The 17609-nt window shown below is 51.3% G+C and carries 32 protein-coding genes; 1 reads left to right on the top strand and 31 read right to left on the bottom strand.

The window, feature by feature from the left end; genetic code table 11:
• Window positions 1-16 precede the first annotated feature (16 nt).
• From rpsD to rpsL, 31 genes are all read right to left on the bottom strand, one after another.
• Window positions 17-625, bottom strand: a complete 609-nt coding sequence (gene rpsD / locus GFH31_RS09535; protein WP_055202288.1) for a 30S ribosomal protein S4 — start codon at window positions 623-625, stop codon at window positions 17-19.
• 117 nt (window positions 626-742) lie between these two features.
• Complete coding sequence (gene rpsK / locus GFH31_RS09530) at window positions 743-1132, bottom strand: 30S ribosomal protein S11 (protein ID WP_055202290.1); 390 nt, start codon at window positions 1130-1132, stop codon at window positions 743-745.
• Window positions 1133-1144: 12 nt separating this feature from the next.
• Window positions 1145-1525, bottom strand: a complete 381-nt coding sequence (rpsM, locus tag GFH31_RS09525) for a 30S ribosomal protein S13 (protein WP_055202292.1) — start codon at window positions 1523-1525, stop codon at window positions 1145-1147.
• Between the two features lie 27 nt (window positions 1526-1552).
• Window positions 1553-1669 carry a 50S ribosomal protein L36 gene (gene rpmJ, locus GFH31_RS09520; protein WP_009132884.1) on the bottom strand — a complete coding sequence of 39 codons (117 nt, stop codon included), beginning with the start codon at window positions 1667-1669 and terminating at the stop codon, window positions 1553-1555.
• Window positions 1670-1746: 77 nt separating this feature from the next.
• A complete protein-coding gene (infA, locus tag GFH31_RS09515) occupies window positions 1747-1965 on the bottom strand; it encodes a translation initiation factor IF-1 (RefSeq protein ID WP_055202295.1) in 219 nt (72 codons plus the stop codon).
• Between the two features lie 5 nt (window positions 1966-1970).
• The gene (map, locus tag GFH31_RS09510; protein ID WP_055202298.1) at window positions 1971-2747 is read right to left on the bottom strand and encodes a type I methionyl aminopeptidase; all 777 of its coding nucleotides are present in this window, start codon (window positions 2745-2747) and stop codon (window positions 1971-1973) included.
• 14 nt (window positions 2748-2761) lie between these two features.
• Window positions 2762-4084: a preprotein translocase subunit SecY gene (gene secY / locus GFH31_RS09505; RefSeq protein ID WP_055202300.1), complete on the bottom strand. Its 1323-nt coding sequence runs from the start codon at window positions 4082-4084 to the stop codon at window positions 2762-2764.
• A 10-nt stretch (window positions 4085-4094) separates the two neighbouring features.
• Entirely contained in the window at window positions 4095-4541 is a 447-nt protein-coding gene (gene rplO, locus GFH31_RS09500) for a 50S ribosomal protein L15 (protein WP_055202302.1), read from the bottom strand.
• Window positions 4542-4608: 67 nt separating this feature from the next.
• Window positions 4609-4791, bottom strand: a complete 183-nt coding sequence (gene rpmD, locus GFH31_RS09495) for a 50S ribosomal protein L30 (RefSeq protein ID WP_055202305.1) — start codon at window positions 4789-4791, stop codon at window positions 4609-4611.
• Window positions 4792-4802: 11 nt separating this feature from the next.
• Window positions 4803-5321, bottom strand: coding sequence for a 30S ribosomal protein S5 (gene rpsE, locus GFH31_RS09490; RefSeq protein WP_055202307.1), 519 nt, complete (start codon window positions 5319-5321; stop codon window positions 4803-4805).
• 5 nt (window positions 5322-5326) lie between these two features.
• A complete protein-coding gene (rplR, locus tag GFH31_RS09485) occupies window positions 5327-5689 on the bottom strand; it encodes a 50S ribosomal protein L18 (RefSeq protein ID WP_055202309.1) in 363 nt (120 codons plus the stop codon).
• 15 nt (window positions 5690-5704) lie between these two features.
• Window positions 5705-6262 carry a 50S ribosomal protein L6 gene (rplF, locus tag GFH31_RS09480; protein ID WP_153497819.1) on the bottom strand — a complete coding sequence of 186 codons (558 nt, stop codon included), beginning with the start codon at window positions 6260-6262 and terminating at the stop codon, window positions 5705-5707.
• A gap of 98 nt (window positions 6263-6360) precedes the next feature.
• Window positions 6361-6759 (bottom strand): 30S ribosomal protein S8, encoded by a 399-nt coding sequence (rpsH, locus tag GFH31_RS09475; protein ID WP_055202313.1) that lies wholly within the window; start codon window positions 6757-6759, stop codon window positions 6361-6363.
• Between the two features lie 117 nt (window positions 6760-6876).
• Window positions 6877-7146, bottom strand: coding sequence for a 30S ribosomal protein S14 (gene rpsN, locus GFH31_RS09470; protein WP_055202315.1), 270 nt, complete (start codon window positions 7144-7146; stop codon window positions 6877-6879).
• A 5-nt stretch (window positions 7147-7151) separates the two neighbouring features.
• The gene (rplE, locus tag GFH31_RS09465; RefSeq protein WP_055202316.1) at window positions 7152-7709 is read right to left on the bottom strand and encodes a 50S ribosomal protein L5; all 558 of its coding nucleotides are present in this window, start codon (window positions 7707-7709) and stop codon (window positions 7152-7154) included.
• On the bottom strand, window positions 7709-8032 hold the full coding sequence (rplX, locus tag GFH31_RS09460) for a 50S ribosomal protein L24 (protein WP_153497818.1): 324 nt from the start codon (window positions 8030-8032) through the stop codon (window positions 7709-7711). Before rplX ends, rplE begins: the two co-directional genes overlap by 1 nt.
• Before the next feature lie 18 nt (window positions 8033-8050).
• The gene (gene rplN / locus GFH31_RS09455) at window positions 8051-8416 is read right to left on the bottom strand and encodes a 50S ribosomal protein L14 (RefSeq protein ID WP_055202320.1); all 366 of its coding nucleotides are present in this window, start codon (window positions 8414-8416) and stop codon (window positions 8051-8053) included.
• A 2-nt stretch (window positions 8417-8418) separates the two neighbouring features.
• Window positions 8419-8673, bottom strand: coding sequence for a 30S ribosomal protein S17 (rpsQ, locus tag GFH31_RS09450; protein ID WP_055202322.1), 255 nt, complete (start codon window positions 8671-8673; stop codon window positions 8419-8421).
• Between the two features lie 6 nt (window positions 8674-8679).
• Window positions 8680-8877: a 50S ribosomal protein L29 gene (gene rpmC, locus GFH31_RS09445; RefSeq protein ID WP_055202324.1), complete on the bottom strand. Its 198-nt coding sequence runs from the start codon at window positions 8875-8877 to the stop codon at window positions 8680-8682.
• Between the two features lie 2 nt (window positions 8878-8879).
• Window positions 8880-9308 (bottom strand): 50S ribosomal protein L16, encoded by a 429-nt coding sequence (gene rplP, locus GFH31_RS09440; protein ID WP_055202326.1) that lies wholly within the window; start codon window positions 9306-9308, stop codon window positions 8880-8882.
• A gap of 22 nt (window positions 9309-9330) precedes the next feature.
• Entirely contained in the window at window positions 9331-10083 is a 753-nt protein-coding gene (rpsC, locus tag GFH31_RS09435) for a 30S ribosomal protein S3 (protein WP_055202328.1), read from the bottom strand.
• The gene (rplV, locus tag GFH31_RS09430; RefSeq protein ID WP_055202330.1) at window positions 10067-10504 is read right to left on the bottom strand and encodes a 50S ribosomal protein L22; all 438 of its coding nucleotides are present in this window, start codon (window positions 10502-10504) and stop codon (window positions 10067-10069) included. Before rplV ends, rpsC begins: the two co-directional genes overlap by 17 nt.
• 9 nt (window positions 10505-10513) lie before the next feature.
• Window positions 10514-10783 (bottom strand): 30S ribosomal protein S19, encoded by a 270-nt coding sequence (gene rpsS, locus GFH31_RS09425; protein ID WP_026089662.1) that lies wholly within the window; start codon window positions 10781-10783, stop codon window positions 10514-10516.
• 18 nt (window positions 10784-10801) lie between these two features.
• A complete protein-coding gene (gene rplB / locus GFH31_RS09420; RefSeq protein WP_055202332.1) occupies window positions 10802-11626 on the bottom strand; it encodes a 50S ribosomal protein L2 in 825 nt (274 codons plus the stop codon).
• Window positions 11627-11631: 5 nt separating this feature from the next.
• Window positions 11632-11922, bottom strand: coding sequence for a 50S ribosomal protein L23 (gene rplW, locus GFH31_RS09415; protein WP_055202334.1), 291 nt, complete (start codon window positions 11920-11922; stop codon window positions 11632-11634).
• Between the two features lie 33 nt (window positions 11923-11955).
• Window positions 11956-12585, bottom strand: a complete 630-nt coding sequence (rplD, locus tag GFH31_RS09410) for a 50S ribosomal protein L4 (protein ID WP_101571503.1) — start codon at window positions 12583-12585, stop codon at window positions 11956-11958.
• Window position 12586: 1 nt separating this feature from the next.
• Window positions 12587-13204, bottom strand: a complete 618-nt coding sequence (gene rplC, locus GFH31_RS09405) for a 50S ribosomal protein L3 (RefSeq protein WP_101571505.1) — start codon at window positions 13202-13204, stop codon at window positions 12587-12589.
• A gap of 133 nt (window positions 13205-13337) precedes the next feature.
• Window positions 13338-13643, bottom strand: a complete 306-nt coding sequence (gene rpsJ, locus GFH31_RS09400; protein ID WP_055202340.1) for a 30S ribosomal protein S10 — start codon at window positions 13641-13643, stop codon at window positions 13338-13340.
• Between the two features lie 20 nt (window positions 13644-13663).
• Window positions 13664-15769, bottom strand: coding sequence for an elongation factor G (fusA, locus tag GFH31_RS09395; RefSeq protein ID WP_101571507.1), 2106 nt, complete (start codon window positions 15767-15769; stop codon window positions 13664-13666).
• A 22-nt stretch (window positions 15770-15791) separates the two neighbouring features.
• Window positions 15792-16268, bottom strand: a complete 477-nt coding sequence (gene rpsG / locus GFH31_RS09390) for a 30S ribosomal protein S7 (RefSeq protein ID WP_055202344.1) — start codon at window positions 16266-16268, stop codon at window positions 15792-15794.
• 32 nt (window positions 16269-16300) lie between these two features.
• A complete protein-coding gene (gene rpsL, locus GFH31_RS09385) occupies window positions 16301-16702 on the bottom strand; it encodes a 30S ribosomal protein S12 (RefSeq protein WP_055202346.1) in 402 nt (133 codons plus the stop codon).
• A gap of 409 nt (window positions 16703-17111) precedes the next feature.
• Here rpsL and GFH31_RS09380 point away from each other — a divergent pair, with 409 nt between their 5' ends.
• Complete coding sequence (locus tag GFH31_RS09380; protein ID WP_145996510.1) at window positions 17112-17477, top strand: hypothetical protein; 366 nt, start codon at window positions 17112-17114, stop codon at window positions 17475-17477.
• Window positions 17478-17609 lie beyond the last annotated feature (132 nt).

Below are 17609 nucleotides of genomic sequence, written 5' to 3'. Positions count from 1 at the left end.
CTCCTCGATTAAATTACTACTTAGAGTACAGTTCCACGATCAGTTGCTCGTTGACATTCTCCGGAATGTCGGCGCGTTCGGGCTTCGACAGAAACTTGCCCGTCATCTGAGCGCCTTCCCACTCCAGCCATGCGAAACGGCTGCGACGGCCGCTACCCAGAGCGTCCTGAATCACTTCCAACGATTTCGATTTCTCACGTACACCAACCGTATCCCCTTCTTTGAGCGAGTAGGACGGAATATTGACAACGTTGCCGTTCACCGTAATGTGGCGGTGCGACACCAACTGCCGGGCTGCGGCGCGCGTCGGGGCGATCCCCAGACGGTAAACCACATTATCCAGACGGCACTCGAGCAACTTCAGCAGGTTCTCACCGGTGATACCGCCCAGACGAGCCGCAGCTTCGTAAGTCCTGTAGAACTGTTTTTCCTGCACACCGTAAATCGCCTTAGCCTTCTGTTTTTCGAGCAACTGCGTACCGTATTCGGATACTTTCTTGCGTTTACGGGCAAGTCCGTGTTGTCCCGGGGGATAGTTCTTCTTCTCAAGCGCCTTATCCGTCCCGAAAATTGCCTCGCCGAACTTTCTGGCGATTTTTGTTTTTGGTCCTATATATCTTCCCATTGTTAGAAATTTTTCTTGTTTTTCAGAGTTTCCATCCAAAACGTTTCGATCCGTCCAGAGATCGCCGGAACACCGCTGTCGCAACAGCAAAGCCCCGGATATCCCTGAAACCGTCAATTACACGCGGCGACGGTTGGGGGGACGGCATCCGTTATGAGGCAGCGGAGTAACATCGATGATCTCGAGCACTTCGATACCAGCTCCATGGATGGTGCGAATGGCTGATTCACGACCTGCGCCGGGACCTTTCACATACACCTTCACTTTACGGAGTCCCATATCGTATGCAACTTTGGCACAATCCGTTGCCGCTGTCTGTGCTGCATAGGGGGTATTCTTTTTGGAACCTCTGAAACCCATTTTCCCGGCGGAACTCCAACTGATCACTTCGCCGGCTGCATTGGTCAGCGTAATGATTACGTTATTGAAAGTCGAGTGCACATGGGCCATACCTTGAGCGTCAACTTTGACAACCTTCTTTTTAACTGCTCCTGTTTTTTTAGCCATAACTCTCTGATATTACTTAGTTGCTTTTTTCTTGTTAGCTACGGTTTTCTTGCGTCCCTTGCGGGTGCGGGCATTGTTCTTCGTGCTCTGTCCGCGAACGGGAAGCCCCAAACGGTGACGGATCCCACGGTAGCAACCGATGTCCATCAGACGCTTGATGTTCAACTGAACCGACGAACGCAACTCTCCTTCGACTTTGTAACCTTCGCTGGCAATGACGTTACGGATGGCGGCAATATTCTCATCGCTCCAATCCTTCACCTTGAGGTCGTAACTGATCTGTGCTTTCTCAAGGATCGCGCGAGCGGTACTTCTTCCAATACCGTAGATATAGGTCAAGCCTATCTCGCCTCTTTTATTTTTGGGTAAATCTACACCGACAATACGTGCCATAAATGATAATCACTTTTAATTTTTTAACTAACCTTGGCGCATTTTCAACTTGGGATTCTTTTTGCAGATCACATAAAGGCGGCCTTTACGCTTCACGATCTTGCAATCCTCGCTTCTCTTTTTGATGGATGTTCTAACTTTCATTTTTCAGACATCTTAATGTGTGTGTTGTAAATCGCGACATTCCCTCCCGGGTCTGTCCTCTCATGTAGCCGGGCTACCTATTTGTAGCGGAACGAGATGCGCCCCTTCGTCAAATCGTAAGGAGACATCTCCACTTTCACTTTATCCCCCGGTAAGATCTTGATGTAGTGCATCCGCATCTTCCCGGAAATATGGGCGGTAATCACATGGCCGTTGTCGAGTTCCACCCGGAACATCGCATTGGACAACGCTTCGATAATGGTTCCGTCCTTTTCAATAGCAGCTTGTTTCGCCATAGAGCTTAGTTGTTAATTGCTTTTTCGATAATTCCGAAATCCGTCAGGACATCGGGCCCGTTCTCGGTAATCGCCACGGCAAACTCGAAATGAGCCGCCGGTTTGCGATCCCGCGTACGCACCGTCCAGCCGTCGCGTTCGAAAACGATATCACGTTTCCCCATGTTGATCATGGGTTCGATACAGATGACCATGCCCGCTTTCAGCAGCGGCCCCCGGCCTCTGGCTCCGTAATTGGGTACCTGAGGATCTTCGTGCATTTTGCGGCCGAGGCCGTGTCCCACCATCTCCCGTACCACGGAGTATCCGTGCTTTTCGGCATGTTCCTGCACAGCATTGCCGACATCGCCTACGCGATTGCCGGGTTTCGCCTGTGCGACCCCTTTATAAAGAGCCTCTTTGGTGACTCTGAGCAGACTCTCCGCTTCCGGAGCAATCTCCCCTACAGCAAACGTGTAGGCAGAATCACCACAAAACCCCTTCATAAATGTGCCACAATCCACCGAAAGAATATCGCCTTCTTTCAAAACGGTTTTCGAAGAGGGAATCCCGTGTACAACCTGTTCGTTGACCGACATGCAAAGCGTGTTCGGAAAACCGTTGTATCCGAGAAAACTGGGAACAGCCCCGTGGCTGCGGATAAAATCTTCGGCTATTTTATCCAACTCGAGGGTCGTCACGCCCGGCTTGATGTGCTTAGCCAGTTCAGCCAACGTAGCGCTCACGAGTAAGTTGTTCTCCCGGAGTAATTCGATCTCTTCGTGTGTCTTCAGATATATCATAAAACCAAATCCACTTAAGCGCTTCTGCCCTTGATCCGTCCGGTCTTCATCAAACCGTCGTAGTGACGAAGGAGCAGGTAGCTTTCAATCTGCTGCAGGGTGTCGAGAATAACGCCCACCAGGATCAGCAGCGAGGTTCCGCCATAGAACAGCGCAAACTGATTGTTGATTCCGAGTTTCATCGCAAAAGCGGGCAGAATCGCCACGATCGCAAGGAAAACGGAACCCGGCAGCGTGATCCTCGTCATGATGGTATCGAGGTAATCGACCGTTTTCTTGCCGGGTTTCACGCCCGGGATAAAACCGCCGTTACGTTTCATATCCTCCGCCATCATGTTGGGATTCACGGTAATTGCTGTATAGAAATAGGTAAATGCCACAACCAGTAATCCGAACACCAGATTGTACCAAAAACCCGAATAGTTGCTGAATGCCGTACCGATCGCACTGGTCGATTCGAACTTGCTGAACAGGGCGGGAATGAACATCAACGCCTGAGCGAAGATGATCGGCATCACGCCTGCCGCATTGATTTTCAGCGGAATGTACTGACGGACGCCACCATACTGTTTGTTGCCTACGATCCGTTTGGCATACTGCACCGGAATCTTGCGGACAGCCTGTACCAGAGCGATCGTAGCCGCGAAAACCAGGAACAACAGCGCCAGTTCGACGATCAGCATCACGAAACCACCGGTAGATTCCGTAAAACGGGTATTCAACTCGGCCATCAGCGCGTGCGGCAGCCGGGCGATGATTCCCACCATGATGATCAGCGACACGCCGTTTCCGATCCCCTTATCGGTAATCTTCTCGCCGAGCCACATCACGAACATCGTACCGGCAATCAGCACGATCGTCGCACTGACGGTGAACAATGCGCCGGAACCCAATACGAAAGCATAAGGTTGCAGCGTACCGTGCAAATTGGCCAGATAGGCCGGAGCCTGCAGCAACAGCACGATAATGGTCAGGTAGCGGGTCCACTGGTTGATTTTGCGGCGGCCGCTCTCCCCTTCTTTCTGCAGTTTCTGGAAGTAGGGAACTACGATTCCGAGCAACTGGATTACGATCGAAGCAGAGATATAGGGCATAATTCCGAGCGCGAAAATCGAGGCGTTGCTGAATGCTCCTCCGGAGAAGATATTCAGCAGCCCCAGCAATCCGTTGCCATCCACCTGACTCTGAAGGTCGTTCAGAGCAGCCGGATTGATACCCGGAATCACCACAAAACTACCGAAGCGATATACAAGAAGCAAAGAGAGCGTAAAGAGGATTCTCTTGCGCAGCTCTTCAATCTTGAATATATTCTTGATGGTCTCGATTAGTTTTTTCATTACTGAAAAGTTAGAGTTTTACAACCTTACCCTGCTGTGCTTCGATAGCAGCCGCAGCCGATTTTGAAAATGCATGCGCGGTAACTTCGAGCGCTACGGAAAGCGTTCCGTTGCCAAGGATTTTGACCCGGTCGTTTTTCGAAATGAAACCGGCTTCGATCAACGTTTCCACATCGATGCTCTTCAGGGAATTCTTGGTTGCCAGCTCTTCCAGAACACCGAGGTTAATCCCTTTGTATTCCACTCTTTTCAGGTTCGTAAAACCGTATTTGGGCAAGCGTCTCTGCAAAGGCATCTGGCCTCCTTCGAAACCTAATTTCGAAGAGTATCCCGAACGCGACTGAGCGCCGTTGCGTCCACGCGTCGCCGTTCCGCCATGTCCGGATCCCTGACCGCGGCCGATCCGTTTTTCTTTGCCGGTCGACCCTTCTGCGGGCTTTAAATTACTAAGATTCATCCGTTTTTCTGTTATTTACCGACCCGGAGCCGCCTCGTGGCCGCCCCTTCGCGGTGGATTAGAATAACTATTTTACTTCTTCAATTTTTACGAGGTGCTTCACTTTTGCGATCATGCCCAGTATGATAGCCGAATCATCGTGCTCAACGGTCTGATTGATCTTGCGAAGTCCCAGCGCATCGAGGTTCCTTTTCTGGAGTGCAGACGAACCGATGCGGCTTTTGATCTGTGTGATTTTCAATTTAGCCATTTCCTGACGAATTATCCGTTAAATACTGTGTCGAGTGATACGCCGCGCACTTGAGCCACGCTGTATGCATCGCGCAGTTCCAACAGTGCGGCAACGGTGGCTTTCACCAGGTTGTGCGGGTTCGACGAACCTTTGCTCTTCGCAAGCACGTTGCGGATACCGACGCTCTCAAGCACGGCACGCATGGCGCCTCCGGCGATTACGCCGGTACCGGGAGCGGCCGGACGGATCATCACCAGCGAACCGCTGTAACGGGCTTCCTGTTTGTGCGGGATCGTTCCGTGCAGCACGGGAATTTTAACAAGGTTTTTCTTCGCATCTTCAACCCCTTTGGCAATGGCGGAGGTCACTTCGCCGGCTTTGCCGAGGCCGTAGCCTACGACGCCGTTTTCGTTACCTACCACAACGATTGCCGAAAAGCTGAATGTGCGACCACCCTTGGTTACCTTGGTAACGCGCTGGATGCTTACGAGCCGGTCTTTCAGCTCGAGGTCGCTTGTTCTCACCTTTTTTATGTTCGTATTTGACATATCGCTTAGAATTTAAGACCACCCTCTCTGGCGGCGTCCGCTAACATTTTTACTCTACCGTGATACAGGTATCCGTTTCGGTCGAACGATACTTCGGTGATACCCTTCTGTACGCTGCGTTCGGCGGCCAATTTGCCGACCAGGGCAGCAACCTGCACCTTGTTCAGACCGGCCACTTTTTCTGCCACTTCCTTGTCCCGCGACGAGGCCGCTGCCAAAGTAACACCGTTCAGATCGTCGATAAGCTGTACCGAGATATGCCTGTTGCTTCTGAACACAGACATCCGAGGCTTCTGTGCCGTTCCGCTGACAATCTTGCGAATGCGCAGTTTGATGCGCGCTCTTCTTTCTACCTTATTCAATGACATAATTGTACGATTTTACTATTTAGCATTAGCAGATTTACCAGCCTTGCGACGGAGCTGCTCACCCACGAACTTAATACCTTTCCCTTTGTACGGTTCCGGTTTACGCAACGAGCGGATCTTCGCAGCCACCTGTCCGATGAGCTGTTTGTCGGCGCTTTTCAGCGTCACGATCGGGTTGCCTTTCTTCTCGGTAACGGCTTCCACCTTGACTTCGGGCGGGAGCATCACATAAATATCGTGCGAGTATCCGAGACTCAGTTCGAGAATCTGTCCTTTGGCTTCGGCTTTGAAACCGACGCCGACGAGTTCCTGCTTGATTTCGTATCCTTTCGAAACCCCCACAACCATGTTGTGGATCAACGCACGGTACAGACCGTGCATCGAGCGGTGACGGGGCTGATCGGTCGGACGGGTCACGTGCAACACGTTTCCTTCCACCTTCACGGTAATATCCAGATCAACCTGCTGGCTGAGTTGCCCCAGAGGTCCTTTCACACTCACCACGTTATCGGCGCCAACGGTAACCGTCACACCGGCGGGCAGGTCTACAGGTAATTTTCCAATTCTTGACATTTCTTCTTAATTCATTTGGTTTTCAAAAGTCCTTCCTCCGCGGGTTCGGGCCTCGCGGCATACGGACGACAAACTATCGCGTTTACCTCTTTTACAGATTAATAAACGTAGCACAGTACTTCACCGCCCACATTTTCCTGACGGGCTTTCTTGTCGGTCATAATGCCTTTGGAAGTCGATACGATAGCTATTCCCAGGCCGTTCAGCACACGGGGCATCTCTGCTGCGCTGGCGTAACGGCGCAAACCCGGACGGCTTACCCGCTTAAGGCCTTTGATCGCATTCACCTTGGTTTCCGGATGGTACTTCAAGGCAATTTTGATAACAGCGTGACCCTTCGCATCCTCCTCGAACTTATAGGCCAGGATATAGCCTTGTTCGAACAGGATCTTCGTGATCGCCTGTTTCATTTTTGAACCGGGAGCTTCAACCACCTTGTGGTTGGCTTTCACCGCGTTTCTGACTCGCGTCAGAAAATCCGAAATTGGATCTGTCATGTTATTAAAATTAGTTATTGTGTAAAAATTACAATTTACAGATTAAAAATCAGGCGCTAAAGGTACGAAAAAAATTCGTAATTCATCACCTAATTTTTAACCCGTAATCGTAAATATCTACCAGCTCGCTTTCTTCACGCCGGGAATCAGCCCCTGGGAAGCCATTTCGCGGAACTGGATACGGCTGATGCCGAACATTCGCATGTATCCTTTCGGGCGGCCGGTCAGTTTGCAACGGTTGTGCAGGCGGATCGGGTTCGAATTGCGCGGCAGCTTGGCCAGACCTTCGTAATCCCCGGCTTCTTTCAGCGCAGCCCGTTTGGCAGCGTAACGCTCTACCAGTTTGAGGCGTTTCACCTCGCGGGCTTTCATTGATTCTTTTGCCATATTGCTTAGTTCTTTTTAATGTTCTTAAACGGAAGACCGAACTGTTTAAGCAGCGCATAAGCCTCTTCGTCGGTAGCGGCGGACGTCACGAACGTGATCTCCATGCCCAGAATCTTCGTGATCTTGTCGATGTCGATTTCCGGGAAGATAATCTGTTCGGTGATTCCGAGCGTATAGTTGCCCTGACCATCGAATTTGTCGTTAATCCCCTTGAAGTCGCGAATACGCGGCAGCGCCACGGCAACCAGCCTTTCGAGAAATTCGTACATCTTGTTGTGACGCAGCGTCACGCGGGCGCCAATGGTCATTCCCTTACGGAGTTTGAAGTTCGAAATATCCTTTTTGGACTTAGTCGTAACCGCCTTCTGACCGGTGATTTTGCTCAGTTCGTCGAGCGCCGTTTCGATAATCTTCTTATCGGCGACAGCCTGGCCGAGGCCCTGGTTGATCACGATCTTCTCGAGCACGGGAACCTGCATTACGCTGCTGTAACCAAATTCCTTTACAAGCGCAGGCACCACCTGCTCCTTGTACATTTTTTTTAGTGTAGGAACGTAAGTCATTATTTAATCTCCTCCCCTGACTTTTTAGCGTAACGTACTAATTTACCTTCTACGTCGGCTTTGCGCCCGACACGGGTCGCTTTGCCGCTTTTCGGGTCGATCGGCTGCAGGTTCGAAATATGGATCGGAGCCTCCTGCTTTACGATACCGCCCTGGGGATTCTTGGCGTTGGGTTTGGTGTGCTTGCTGATCATGTTCACACCTTCAACGATCGCGCGCTCGTCGTCGACAAGGATCTGAAGCACTTTTCCCTGCTGACCCTTGCTCTCGCCTGCGTTGACGATCACCGTGTCCCCTTTCTTAATATGCAATTTTACTGACATCTTGAAATCTTTTAAAAATTACAATACTTCGGGAGCAAGTGAAATGATCTTCATGTAAGAATCACGCAATTCGCGGGCAACCGGCCCGAAGATACGGGTTCCGCGCATTTCTCCCTGGTTATTCAGAAGCACCACGGCATTGTCGTCGAAACGGATGTAGGATCCGTTGGCGCGTCTGATCTCCTTCTTGGTTCTGACTACGACCGCTTTCGATACCGTACCTTTCTTCACGTCTCCGGAAGGGGTAGCGCTCTTGACGGTCACCACAATTTTATCGCCGATGGACGCGTAACGTTTTCCCGTTCCGCCCAGCACACGGATACAAAGGACTTCCTTCGCTCCGCTGTTATCAGCTACCGTTAGTCTGCTTTCCTGTTGTATCATGACTATTTAGCTCTTTCTATGATTTCTACTAATCTCCAACGCTTCGTCTTGCTGAGAGGTCTTGTTTCGGCAATCCGCACGGTGTCGCCGGGGTTGCAGGTGTTGGTTTCATCGTGAGCGACGAATTTCGACGTCTTGTTCACGAACTTACCGTAGATCGGATGTTTCTCCTTTCTCTTTATGGCAACCGTAACGGATTTATCCATCTTATTGCTGACAACCACCCCGATTCTTTCCTTTCTGAGATTTCTTTCCATGGGTAATTAACTTTTTACGTTTTGCTTTTCGGCAAGGATCGTCATCATGCGGGCAATATCCCTGCGTGCCTTTTTCAATGTGGTCGGGTTCTCTACCGGAGAAACCGAGTGGTTGAGCTTCTGGCGGAGCAGGTTCGCTTTTTCCGCATCGATTCTCTCCTCGATTTCAGCCACGGTAAGTTCTCTTATTTCAGAAGTTTTCATCTCTAAATCGAATTTTCAGTGTAATCTCTTCTTACTACAAATTTAGTGGTGATCGGAAGTTTCTGGGCGCCCAGACGGAGCGCCTCCTGCGCAACTTCCATCGGAACACCTTCCGCTTCGAACAGGATACGGCCCGGAGTAACCGGAGCGACGAATCCTTCGGGAGAACCTTTACCTTTACCCATACGTACCTCGGCAGGCTTCTTCGTGATGGGTTTATCGGGGAATATACGGATCCAGATCTGACCTTCACGTTTCATGCAGCGCACGATGGCCTGACGTGCGGCTTCTATCTGGCGACCGGTTATCCAAGTAGATTCCATAGCCTTGATGCCGAACGAGCCGAACGCAAGCTGAGCTCCGCGCTGTGCGTTGCCCTTCATGCGGCCCTTCTGCATTCTTCTGAATTTGGTTCTTTTTGGCTGTAACATGCTATTATCGCTTTAAGAAGTCCTACTTATTATTTTTTCTTTTTTTGTTATCGCGTCCGCCGCGCGGCTTGTCGCCGCGGTAACCGCCGCCCTGCTGGTTGCCGGCCGATGCCTGCGCATTGACTCCCGAGATCTGGAACAGGTCGCGCTTGTCATATACTTCACCGTTGCAGATCCACACCTTGATCCCCAGAAGACCCACTTTGGTCAGGGCTTCGGAGAGCGCGTAATCTACGTCGGCACGGAACGTGTGCAGCGGAATACGGCCTTCCTTATAGGTTTCGTTACGGGCCATTTCGGCTCCGCCCACGCGACCCGAGATCTGAATCTTGATCCCTTCGGCGCCCATACGCATCGTCGATGCGATGGCGGTTTTGATCGCCCGGCGGTACGAAATACGGCCTTCCAGTTGACGTGCGATGTTGTTACCGACGATCACGGCGTCGATTTCCGGACGTTTGACCTCGAAGATATTGATCTGGATCTCCTTGCCGGTCAACTTACGAAGTTCTTCTTTCAGCTTGTCGACCTCCTGGCCGCCCTTGCCGATAATAATGCCGGGGCGTGCCGTAGAAATCGTAACGGTTACGAGCTTCAGCGTACGTTCGATGATGATTTTCGAGATGCTTGCCTTAGCCAGACGGGCATTCAGATACTTGCGGATCTTAGCATCCTCGACGAGCTTGCTGGAAAAATCCTTCCCGCCGTACCAGTTGGAATCCCAACCGCGGATGATACCAAGTCGGTTTGCTATCGGATTAACTTTCTGTCCCATCTGCTTTAACTTTTTTATCTGCTTTAACTACCATTTTATCGACTACGACCGTAACGTGGTTCGAACGCTTCCGGATACGGTGTGCGCGGCCCTGAGGAGCCGGCTGGATCCGTTTGAGCATCTTGCCGCCGTCCACGAAAATCTCTTTCACGCACAACGTATTGTCTTCCAAACGCTGTCCTTCGTTTTTCTGTTCCCAGTTGGCGATCGCCGAACGCAACAGTTTTTCCAATCTGATCGAAGCTGCCTTCTTGCTGTAACGAAGGGTACCCAACGCTTTATTGATCTCCATGCCGCGGATCATGTCGGCGACGATGCGCATCTTCAGCGGCGAGGTCGGGCAGTCGCGGAGTACGGCAATCGCCGTCTGCTTCTTTTCGGCCTTCAATTTTTCGGCTCTTATGCTTTTTCTTGCACCCATTTTTACCTACTATTTTTTCTTATTACCTGAATGACCACGGAAGTTGCGAGTCGGAGCGAATTCGCCCAGCTTGTGTCCTACCATGTTCTCTGTTACATATACAGGAATAAACTTATTCCCGTTGTGCACGGCGATGGTCTGTCCGACGAAATCGGGCGAAATCATGCTTGCACGCGACCACGTCTTGATGACAGACTTCTTGCCTCCCTCGTTCTGAGCGATGACTCTCGCTTCCAGTTTGGGCTCGATGTATGGTCCTTTTTTTAATGATCGGCTCATTATGCTACTATTTTTAAATTATTTTTTCCTTCTGGATACGATGAACTTAGACGTAGTCTTCTTAGGATCGCGCGTCTTGTAACCCTTGGCGAGAAGACCTTTGCGTGAACGCGGGTGTCCTCCCGAAGAACGGCCTTCGCCACCACCCATCGGGTGATCGACCGGGTTCATGGATACACCGCGGTTGCGCGGACGGCGTCCGAGCCAACGTTTGCGGCCGGCTTTACCGTGCGATTCGAGGCTGTGGTCGGGATTCGACACGACGCCGATCGTTGCGCGGCAGGTTACGAGCACCATACGGGTTTCACCCGAAGGAAGCTTAATAATAGCGAATTTACCTTCACGAGCCAGAAGCTGTGCGTAGGTACCGGCACTACGAGCCATCACGGCTCCCTGTCCGGGGTAGAGTTCAATGTTGTGGATCACCGTACCCAGTGGAATATCCGCGAGGAACAGCGTGTTGCCCACTTCGGGGGCCACGCCGGCTCCGGTCGATACGGTCTGTCCCACCTGCAGTCCGTTCGGGGCGAGCATATAACGTTTTTCGCCGTCGGGATAGCAGAGCAGAGCGATGCGAGCGGAACGGTTCGGATCATATTCGATGGTCTTCACCTGGGCGCTCATGTTATCTTTGTCACGTTTGAAATCGACAATACGATACATCCGTTTGTGACCGCCTCCGATATAACGGACGGTCATTTTACCGCTGTTGTTGCGGCCGCCGGAACTTTTCAGAGGGCTGAGTAATGATTTTTCCGGTGTAGACGAAGTAATATCGTCAAAGGTACCGATCACTTTGTGGCGGGTACCCGGGGTCATGGGTTTAAACTTTCTTACTGCCATCTCTCTTAGATATTACTGTAAAAATCAATCTTGTCTCCGTCTTTCAGGGTGACGATCGCCTTCTTGAAATTGTTGGCGCGTCCGACCAAAAGTCCGTGCTTGGTGTAGCGGCTTTTGAGCTTGCCCATGTAATTCAGAGTATTTACATCCATAACAACCACATTGTACATCGCCTCGACGGCATCCTTGATCTGCAGTTTGTTAGCCCTCGGATCTACGATAAAACCGTAACGGTTCAGCTTTTCGCCCTGAGCCGCCATTCTCTCGGTTAAAATTGGCTTAATTAATATATCCATTGTGTCATGCTAATTTTTAGGACGGACGGTAGCCTATAATCCGAACATTTGATTAATTACATTCACGGAACCTTCGGCCAATACGATGTTGCCGGCGTTCATCACGTCGTACGTATTGATGTTCGACGCCAAAACCACCTTTACGTTCTGCAGGTTACGGGCCGACAGCGCTACGTTCGCATTGGATTCGGGAAGAACCAGCAGAATTTTCTTGCCTTCGAGGTTCAGGTTCTTGGTAATGCCGATAAACTCTTTGGTCTTCGGAACTTCCATCGCGAAATCCTCCACGACCGTCAGGGCTTCGCCTTTGACCTTATAGGCAAGGGCACTTTTACGGGCGAGCTGTTTGAGTTTCTTGTTCAGCTTGAAGCTGTAATCGCGCGGAACCGGGCCGAATACGCGGCCGCCGCCTACGAACAGCGGAGACAGGATGCTGCCGGCGCGTGCGCCGCCGGTACCTTTCTGTTTCTTCAGTTTACGGGTCGAGCCGGCCACTTCGTTACGCTGTTTCGACTTGTGGGTTCCCTGACGCTGATTGGCCAGATACTGCTTGACATCGAGGTAGATCGCGTGGTTGTTGGGCTCAATACCGAAAATCTCATCTTTCAGGACGGCCTTTTTGCCGGTATCTTTCCCTGAAACGTTATAGATAGCTATTTCCATGTTAGTCTTCGATTAATAAGTACGAACCTTTTGCACCCGGAATCGAACCCTTCACCAGAAGCAGGTTGTTTTCGGGAAGTTTCTTAACGATACGCAGGTTGAGCACCGTAACGCGCTCTCCGCCGGTACGGCCCGGAAGGCGTTTGCCTTTGAACACGCGCGACGGATACGAAGAGGCACCCAGCGACCCCGGCTTGCGCTGACGGTTGTGCTGGCCGTGCGTTTGTCCGCCGACACCGGCGAACCCGTGACGTTTCACAACGCCCTGGAAGCCCTTGCCTTTGGAGATGCCCGTAACGTCCACCCAGTCGTTCTCTTCGAAAATATCCACGGTGATCACGTCGCCGAGGTTCAATTCGTTTTCGAAGCTGGTGAATTCGACCAGTTTCCGTTTCGGAGTGGTGTTGGCCTTTTTGAAATGGCCCAGTAAACTGTTGCTGGTGTGTTTTTCGGTCGTTTCGTCATAGGCAATCTGGACTGCCGAGTAACCATCTTTCTCGGGGGTCTTCAATTGCGTAACTACACAGGGACCAGCTTCGATTACGGTGCACGGTATGTTTTTACCGTCGGCACCGAACACGGAAGTCATTCCGATCTTTTTTCCAATTAGTCCTGACATTTTTGTCTGTTAATTAGTATTGGAGGCGAAGTCCACTTGCAAGGCCCCGGCAGCCCGTACGAAACAGGCCGCCGTCCTTACAAGCCTTCCGCCTTTTGTTAAAAACGTTTGTTATTCAACTTGGGTACTGCGATCAGACTTTGATTTCCACCTCTACGCCGCTGGGCAGCTCGAGTTTCATCAGCGCATCGATCGTCTTCGGAGTCGAACTGTAGATATCGAGGATCCGTTTGAAAGTGCACAACTGGAACTGCTCGCGCGCTTTCTTATTGACGAAAGTCGAACGGTTTACGGTGAAAATCTTCTTCTGCGTAGGCAGCGGAATCGGGCCGCTTACGACCGCCCCCGTACCTTTCACAGTCTTTACGATCTTTTCCGACGATTTATCGACGAGGTTATGATCGTATGATTTCAATTTAATTCTTATTTTCTGGCTCATAATTCTGATAAATCTACGGATTATTCCTTTTTACCATTTGTTTTTTCGATAATCTCCTTGGCAAGGTTCGCAGGAACCTCTTCGAAATGAGAGAACTCCATCGAAGAAGTAGCGCGTCCCGACGAGATCGTACGCAGCACCGTAACGTAGCCGAACATCTCCGACAACGGCACCTTGGCATCCACCACGCGGGCGTTGCCGCGCGATTCCATGCCGGCGATCTGTCCGCGGCGTTTGTTCAGGTCGCCGATAATGTCGCCCATGTTTTCTTCGGGAGTCACCACTTCGACCTTCATGATCGGTTCGAGGATTACCGGAGAAGCTTTACGGGCAGCCTCGCGGAAACCGTTGCGGGCACAAATTTCAAAAGAGAGCGCATCGGAATCGACCGGGTGGAACGAACCGTCGATCAGCGTGATCTTCATGCTGTCGAGCGCGAAGCCTGCCAACGGGCCGTTGGACATGGCCGATTCGAACCCTTTCTGGATCGACGGGATGTATTCCTTCGGAATATTACCGCCCTTCACGACATCGACGAATTCGAGTCCCATCTTGCCTTCTTCGGCAGGGCCGATTTCGAAGATGATGTCGGCGAACTTACCGCGACCGCCGGTCTGCTTCTTGAACACTTCGCGGTGCTGAACTTTCGATTTCAGCGACTCCTTGTAGTTCACCTGCGGAGCGCCCTGGCTGATTTCGACGCCAAACTCACGCTTCAAACGGTCCACGATGATCTCCAAGTGGAGTTCGCCCATCCCGCTGATGACGGTCTGTCCGCTATCTTCGTCGGTCTTCACCGTAAAGGTCGGGTCTTCCTCGGACAGTTTGCCGAGCGCGATACCGAGCTTATCGAGGTCTTTCTGCGTTTTCGGTTCGATAGCCAGACCGATCACCGGTTCGGGGAAAGTCATCGATTCGAGCACGATCGGATGCTGTTCGTCGCACAACGTATCGCCGGTGCGGATATCCTTGAAACCGACCGCGGCGCAGATATCGCCGGCTCCGATCACTTCCATCGGATTCTGCTTATTGGCATGCATCTGGTAGATACGGCTGATACGTTCCTTTTTCGAAGAACGGCTGTTGTGCACGTAAGAACCGGCTTCCATCTTTCCGGAATAAACGCGGACGAATGCCAGACGGCCCACGAACGGGTCGGTAGCGATTTTGAACGCCAGACCGCAGAACGGATCGGATTCAACCGGTTTGCGACTGGTTTCCTCTCCGGTGCGCGGATCGGTGCCGATAACGGCTTCGATATCCACCGGCGACGGCAGGAATGCCATCACGTAGTCGAGCAGCAATTGCACCCCTTTATTTTTAAAGGACGAACCGCAGAGCATCGGCACGACCGTCATCGAGATCGTAGCCTTGCGGATCGCGGCGATCAACTCGTCAGACGTGATCGAATCGGGATCCTCGAAGAACTTCTCCATCAAGGCGTCGTCTACCGACGCGACCTCTTCGATCAGCTTAGCGCGCCATTCGGCGGCTTCGGCCTTCATGTTTTCGGGAATCTCCTCGTAAGTATAGTTTACCAGATCGGCCTTTTTCGAATCGTCGTAAATAATAGCCCTATTATATATAAGGTCTATCAAACCGGCGAATTTGTCTTCGGCCCCGATCGGCAGAACGACCGGCAACGCATTGGCTCCGAGACGCTCCTTGACCTGAGCGCAAACGTTCAGGAAATCGGCGCCGGTACGGTCCATTTTATTTACGTAACCGATACGCGGCACGCGGTACTTGTCGGCCTGACGCCATACGGTTTCGGACTGGGGTTCCACGCCGCCCACGGCGCAGAACGTGGCCACCGCACCGTCCAGCACGCGCAGCGAACGTTCCACCTCGGCGGTGAAGTCCACGTGACCCGGGGTGTCGATGATATTGATCTGATAGGTCTTATCTTTGTACTGCCAAAAAGCGGTCGTCGCAGCAGAAGTGATGGTAATACCACGTTCCTGCTCCTGAACCATCCAGTCCATCGTAGCGGCACCTTCGTGCACCTCGCCGATTTTATGGGTTTTTCCCGTGTAGAAAAGGATACGTTCCGAAGTAGTCGTTTTACCGGCATCGATGTGAGCCATGATCCCGATATTTCTCGTATATGTTAAATCCCTTGCCATATAATTACCCTCGCTTCACAAATTAAAATCTGAAATGGGCAAAAGCCTTGTTGGCTTCGGCCATTCTGTGCATCTCTTCTTTCCGCTTGAAGGCAGCGCCTTCTTCGTTGTACGCAGCTTGAATTTCAGCAGCCATTTTTTCCGCCATCGATCGACCTGCGCGTTTTTTAGAGTAAAGGATAAGGTTCCGCATTGCTATTGAAACTTTACGCTCGGGTCTCACTTCCGTCGGTACCTGGAAGGTTGCTCCGCCCACGCGACGCGACTTCACCTCCACCTGGGGAGTGATGTTCTCGAGGGCTTTTTTCCAGATATCAAGGGGAGCCTTGTCCGCATCCTTCATCTTCTCACCCACGATCTCTATGGCATCATAGAAAATCGTATAGGCAATACTCTTCTTACCATCCAGCATAAGGTTGTTTACAAACCTTGTCACAAGTCCGTCTCCGAATTTGGGATCTGGAAGTAGAATTCGCTTTTTAGGCTTCGCTTTTCTCATTGTTTAAAAAGTCTTTGTGTTTGATTTAATGGTTACTTTTTCTTTGCGGGCGCTGCTGCTCCTGCTTTCGGCCTTTTGGCCCCGTACTTCGAACGGCGTTGCTTGCGACCGTCCACGCCTGCGGCGTCCATCGCTCCGCGCACCAAGTGATAACGAACACCCGGCAGGTCTTTCACACGGCCACCGCGAACGAGCACGATCGAGTGCTCCTGCAGATTGTGACCTTCGCCCGGGATGTAGGCATTCACCTCTTTCCCGTTGGTCAATCTCACACGGGCTACTTTTCGCATAGCCGAGTTCGGCTTCTTGGGAGTGGTCGTGTAAACACGAACACATACGCCACGACGTTGCGGACATGCATCCAACGCGGGAGCTTTACTTTTAAAGCTCGGCGTCAACCTTCCCTTACGTACTAACTGTTGAATAGTTGGCATTTTACTTACTTTTTCCTTTACTTTGTTTGGTTAAAAATCTGTTCCATTCACACAAAACGGAGTGCAAAGATACCAATAATTTTCGAAACCGCAATATTTATCGATCTTTTTTCACTGATAATCCGTGTTTTTCAGGCTTTTTCATGCCGTTCAACACATTAGTGACTATCATTTATTTTTATGATTTCAACAACATAATAAACAAAATAAATACACAAACACGCAAACAACTGTTCAACAAAACATTAATACATTACAAATCACCTCTAAATATTTCTGAAACTTATTTTTTGTAATCTGCCGTTTTGTCGTAATTTTGCTCGGTATCAACCGGGAAATCATGGTGTCCGGCCGGCTCGAATCGAACCGGCCGGATACCCCGGCGGAGAAACGTTTAAATTTGAAATCCGTGGGAACAACCGCTATTTTCCGCCTGGAAGCGCGATGCGACGATCCGGCCGGCGAACGAATGAATCTGCACCTGAGCCTCGCTTCTTACGACTCCGAAGAGCGTCAAATCGCCGTCGAGCATACGGACGCGAGCCCGATCCGCAAAGAAACGACCTACAGCGTCCAAACTTCCGATCCGGCGGCGTCCGTCGCAGCATCCGTCTATGCCGTGCCGACGGCCGACCCGCCGTCCGACATCGTCGCCGACACTCCTCCGTTCAAACTATCGTTCCGCATCCTGCGCGGACAGGAGGTAATCGACGCGCAGCAAATACAGGTCAACCGCTGGGGAGGCACGCAGCGAATCGGAATGATTTACAAATAACCGTCGTCCGCCGAAACGCCGGAGAAAACCCGTCGGAATATTTTCGGAATATGGATCGCCGCCCTACCAAACGGGCGGCCCGGTATGTTTTTTCGATGATTCTGCCGCATACGGATTCAGCCGATGCCGGGC

Origin of the sequence: Alistipes sp. dk3624, assembly GCF_009557455.1 — a bacterium.
Taxonomy (GTDB): Bacteria; Bacteroidota; Bacteroidia; order Bacteroidales; family Rikenellaceae; genus Alistipes_A; species Alistipes_A hominis.
Note: the sequence above shows the minus strand (reverse complement) of the source record. Positions and strands in the feature narration are given on the sequence as shown.

What these genes read in the sequence shown, in the direction of transcription:
- rplC (WP_101571505.1), bottom strand. Translation starts at nt 13,204, where the DNA reads ATGTCAGGACTAATTGGAAAAAAGATCGGAATGACTTCCGTGTTCGGT.
- rpsG (WP_055202344.1), bottom strand. Translation starts at nt 16,268, where the DNA reads ATGAGAAAAGCGAAGCCTAAAAAGCGAATTCTACTTCCAGATCCCAAA.
- rpsK (WP_055202290.1), bottom strand. Translation starts at nt 1,132, where the DNA reads ATGGCTAAAAAAACAGGAGCAGTTAAAAAGAAGGTTGTCAAAGTTGAC.
- infA (WP_055202295.1), bottom strand. Translation starts at nt 1,965, where the DNA reads ATGGCGAAACAAGCTGCTATTGAAAAGGACGGAACCATTATCGAAGCG.
- fusA (WP_101571507.1), bottom strand. Translation starts at nt 15,769, where the DNA reads ATGGCAAGGGATTTAACATATACGAGAAATATCGGGATCATGGCTCAC.
- rpsJ (WP_055202340.1), bottom strand. Translation starts at nt 13,643, where the DNA reads ATGAGCCAGAAAATAAGAATTAAATTGAAATCATACGATCATAACCTC.
- rpsD (WP_055202288.1), bottom strand. Translation starts at nt 625, where the DNA reads ATGGGAAGATATATAGGACCAAAAACAAAAATCGCCAGAAAGTTCGGC.
- rpsE (WP_055202307.1), bottom strand. Translation starts at nt 5,321, where the DNA reads ATGTCAAATACGAACATAAAAAAGGTGAGAACAAGCGACCTCGAGCTG.
- rpsL (WP_055202346.1), bottom strand. Translation starts at nt 16,702, where the DNA reads ATGCCAACTATTCAACAGTTAGTACGTAAGGGAAGGTTGACGCCGAGC.
- rpmJ (WP_009132884.1), bottom strand. Translation starts at nt 1,669, where the DNA reads ATGAAAGTTAGAACATCCATCAAAAAGAGAAGCGAGGATTGCAAGATC.
- rpsM (WP_055202292.1), bottom strand. Translation starts at nt 1,525, where the DNA reads ATGGCACGTATTGTCGGTGTAGATTTACCCAAAAATAAAAGAGGCGAG.
- rpsS (WP_026089662.1), bottom strand. Translation starts at nt 10,783, where the DNA reads ATGAGCCGATCATTAAAAAAAGGACCATACATCGAGCCCAAACTGGAA.
- secY (WP_055202300.1), bottom strand. Translation starts at nt 4,084, where the DNA reads ATGAAAAAACTAATCGAGACCATCAAGAATATATTCAAGATTGAAGAG.
- rpmD (WP_055202305.1), bottom strand. Translation starts at nt 4,791, where the DNA reads ATGGCTAAATTGAAAATCACACAGATCAAAAGCCGCATCGGTTCGTCT.
- rplN (WP_055202320.1), bottom strand. Translation starts at nt 8,416, where the DNA reads ATGATACAACAGGAAAGCAGACTAACGGTAGCTGATAACAGCGGAGCG.
- map (WP_055202298.1), bottom strand. Translation starts at nt 2,747, where the DNA reads ATGATATATCTGAAGACACACGAAGAGATCGAATTACTCCGGGAGAAC.
- rplE (WP_055202316.1), bottom strand. Translation starts at nt 7,709, where the DNA reads ATGACTTACGTTCCTACACTAAAAAAAATGTACAAGGAGCAGGTGGTG.
- rpsQ (WP_055202322.1), bottom strand. Translation starts at nt 8,673, where the DNA reads ATGGAAAGAAATCTCAGAAAGGAAAGAATCGGGGTGGTTGTCAGCAAT.
- rpsH (WP_055202313.1), bottom strand. Translation starts at nt 6,759, where the DNA reads ATGACAGATCCAATTTCGGATTTTCTGACGCGAGTCAGAAACGCGGTG.
- rplP (WP_055202326.1), bottom strand. Translation starts at nt 9,308, where the DNA reads ATGTTACAGCCAAAAAGAACCAAATTCAGAAGAATGCAGAAGGGCCGC.
- rplO (WP_055202302.1), bottom strand. Translation starts at nt 4,541, where the DNA reads ATGAATCTTAGTAATTTAAAGCCCGCAGAAGGGTCGACCGGCAAAGAA.
- rplF (WP_153497819.1), bottom strand. Translation starts at nt 6,262, where the DNA reads ATGTCAAGAATTGGAAAATTACCTGTAGACCTGCCCGCCGGTGTGACG.
- rplB (WP_055202332.1), bottom strand. Translation starts at nt 11,626, where the DNA reads ATGGCAGTAAGAAAGTTTAAACCCATGACCCCGGGTACCCGCCACAAA.
- rplW (WP_055202334.1), bottom strand. Translation starts at nt 11,922, where the DNA reads ATGGATATATTAATTAAGCCAATTTTAACCGAGAGAATGGCGGCTCAG.
- rpmC (WP_055202324.1), bottom strand. Translation starts at nt 8,877, where the DNA reads ATGAAAACTTCTGAAATAAGAGAACTTACCGTGGCTGAAATCGAGGAG.
- rpsC (WP_055202328.1), bottom strand. Translation starts at nt 10,083, where the DNA reads ATGGGACAGAAAGTTAATCCGATAGCAAACCGACTTGGTATCATCCGC.
- rplD (WP_101571503.1), bottom strand. Translation starts at nt 12,585, where the DNA reads ATGGAAATAGCTATCTATAACGTTTCAGGGAAAGATACCGGCAAAAAG.
- rplX (WP_153497818.1), bottom strand. Translation starts at nt 8,032, where the DNA reads ATGTCAGTAAAATTGCATATTAAGAAAGGGGACACGGTGATCGTCAAC.
- rpsN (WP_055202315.1), bottom strand. Translation starts at nt 7,146, where the DNA reads ATGGCAAAAGAATCAATGAAAGCCCGCGAGGTGAAACGCCTCAAACTG.
- rplR (WP_055202309.1), bottom strand. Translation starts at nt 5,689, where the DNA reads ATGTCATTGAATAAGGTAGAAAGAAGAGCGCGCATCAAACTGCGCATT.
- rplV (WP_055202330.1), bottom strand. Translation starts at nt 10,504, where the DNA reads ATGGGTGCAAGAAAAAGCATAAGAGCCGAAAAATTGAAGGCCGAAAAG.